This window comes from Sulfurimonas sp. (assembly GCF_032250635.1).
Lineage (GTDB): Bacteria > Campylobacterota > Campylobacteria > Campylobacterales > Sulfurimonadaceae > Sulfurimonas.
Map to the genome: position 1 here is coordinate 1 of NZ_JAVVFL010000242.1, position 2,584 is coordinate 2,584.

Below are 2,584 nucleotides of genomic sequence, written 5' to 3' on the forward strand. Positions count from 1 at the left end.
TGCAAAGATTATAGCGGTAGATATTTCAGAGGCGGCGCTTGGTATTGCAAAGAAAAATATAGAGCTGTTTGAGGTAGAGGATAGAGTTGAGCTAAGACTCGGCTCACTTCTAGAACCCGTAGATGAGCAGATTGATTATTTGGTCTCAAACCCTCCCTATATTGCTCAGAATGCAGAGCTTGAGTCAAACCTCTCTTATGAGCCACAGAATGCTCTTTTTGGCGGAGAGATAGGCGATGAGATAATTAAAAAACTTCTTGATGAAGTCTTAAGCAGAAAGATTAACTTTTTTACATGTGAGATGGGTTATGACCAAAAAGATAAAATATCGGCATATTTAAAAGACAAAAACTTTGCAAAACTAGAGTTTTATAAAGACTATAGCGGTTTTGACAGAGGTTTTACACTGAGGTTATAGTATTTGAAAAGAAACATTTTTATAGATTTTGCCTATTTTACTCTTTTGTGCGCTACATTTGGAGCTGTTTTAGTTTTGGGTGCTGTCGTCGCCCCTATAGTTTTTCATACTGATAAGATTTTATACTCTGTTTTGCTTGACAACTACAATGCTGGAATTATTATGGGCGAGATTTTTCGCCGTTTTAGCTACTGGATATACTTTTTAGCCTTTTTTGTTACTGTATACGAACTTGCGATGTATAAAAGAGGGCAGAGAGATGTGATAATATTCACAAGTGCGGTTACCATTGTCTTCTCTGCACTTATGTTTAGTGCGGTCTACTCTCCAAAGATACTATCAATGCAGCTTCTCGGAGTAGAAGCTACTCAAAGTGACACTTTTAGAAACATCCACCTGGCTAGTGAACTGGATTTTAAAATCTTAGCTGCGGCCCTGCTTGTACTTTTTATCAGAAGGCTAATGCTTCTTAGGCTCCAATAAGGGCACTTTTTAAAAAGCTACGCTCAATTTTTATTCTCCCGTATAGTATAACTTTTTCTTTTAATACTTGATTTCAATCAAGATGATTGAGCGACAAATTTAATATCATTTTGGCTAATACTACTTTTTGGGGAGGCTATTGTGAAAGGTATATTAAGTAAATTTATAGTTAGCGGGTTGACATTATTAGCAGTTTCTCAGACTGCTTCTGCAAGTTCTTCTTCGGGAGACGGCAGCGGATTTTATATTGTTCCAAAAGCGGTAGTTGTATTGGGAGATACAATTATGCATCATGGACATAAACTTAACGGCGAGACCGGAGTTGGCGCAGGTATAGATCTGGGCTACTCTTTTACTCCAAACTATGCGTTGGAGTTGTCTGCTACACATGCGGAAGCTGATGTTGTAGAAGATGACCATATTAAAGATACTGCGGAGTATACGACATATGGTTTTAACTTTGCATATACAAGAATTCTTGTAGGTCATTTTGCAATACTCGCAAAACTAGGCTATGCATGGGAGTATGAGAAGATGGACAAACTTCATATAAAAGAGACTCTTGACGGCGTTACTTATGCGTTGGGATTTGAGTATGGAGTGGCTGAGAATATGGAACTTGTGTTTGAAGTAGAGGGTGCAAATGTTACAAGTTCTAGAGGCGAGAGTCTTCTTTTTGGTCTAAAATACAAATTTTAAATATTTTTACCTAAGTTTTTAACTTAGGTAATCTCTTCATATTAAAGAATCATCTAAACTACTTTTTATTACTTTAGGATAGAATAATACAATTATTATTCAAGGAAATTCTATGTTTATAAAAGTACTCCTCTTTTTTAGTTTCATTTTATCAGTAGCAGCTTTAGATGCGAACGGTTTTACAAAAGCAGCAACAACAAAACCCCAGTTAGTCCAAATAGGTTCTCAAAAAGAGTGGTGTCCGATATGCGGCATGAGCATAGAGGCTTACTATAAAACTTCACACGCTTCAATAATCAACAATCATAAAAACAGACAATACTGCTCCATGAGATGTCTTGCGGTAGATATGCAGGAGTATGAGATAGACATTGATGATATAAAGGTCGTTGATGCTTCAACCCAAAAGCTAATAGGTGCCAAAAATGCCTACTATGTCGTCGGTTCCGATATCAGAGGCACTATGGCAAAGGTGAGTAAGCTTGCTTTTGAAGATAAAGAGGCTGCGGAAGATTTCAGTATTGAAAATGGTGGGGAGATAGTTGATTTTAAAACAGCGCTCAAGATGGCACAGGATTCACTGAAGTCAGATATTGCAATGGTTGAGAATAAAAAAGAGAAGCAGGTCTACTCTATTGGTAAAAAAATCTTTGAGAAGAGATGCGAAAAGGAGATAGACTTTAAGAGCTATCTTGAGATCAACGAACTCAAAGCACACATAAAAGATGAAAATGTTTGCGGCGAACTAAAAGAGAGTGAGATACAGCCGCTCTCTCTCTACCTTTGGGAAGTAAAAAGGTTTGGCGACCTTGAAAATCTTGGCGAGACAATAAGTGTTGATAAAAATGAAAAGTGCCCGATTTGCGGTATGTTTGTCTACAAATATCCAAAATGGGCGGCGCAGATATTTTACGGAGATAAACACTTCTCATTTGATGGCGTAAAAGATATGATGAAGTACTTTTTTATGCACAAAGAGGAGGT

General features: G+C 37.3%; 4 protein-coding genes. All 4 read left to right on the forward strand.

All coding sequences use genetic code 11. The features are described 5' to 3' along the window. Window positions 1-418 (forward strand): methyltransferase (locus RQ763_RS11275; RefSeq protein ID WP_314153075.1); only part of this gene is annotated, 418 nt, incomplete at its 5' end. A 3-nt stretch (window positions 419-421) separates the two neighbouring features. Next, on the forward strand, window positions 422-901 hold the full coding sequence (locus tag RQ763_RS11280) for a DUF4149 domain-containing protein (RefSeq protein WP_314153076.1): 480 nt from the start codon (window positions 422-424) through the stop codon (window positions 899-901). A 141-nt stretch (window positions 902-1,042) separates the two neighbouring features. Next, on the forward strand, window positions 1,043-1,600 hold the full coding sequence (locus RQ763_RS11285) for an outer membrane beta-barrel protein (protein ID WP_314153077.1): 558 nt from the start codon (window positions 1,043-1,045) through the stop codon (window positions 1,598-1,600). A 112-nt stretch (window positions 1,601-1,712) separates the two neighbouring features. Further along, window positions 1,713-2,584, forward strand: an 872-nt coding sequence (locus RQ763_RS11290; RefSeq protein WP_314153078.1) for a nitrous oxide reductase accessory protein NosL, incomplete at its 3' end; no start/stop codon positions are given.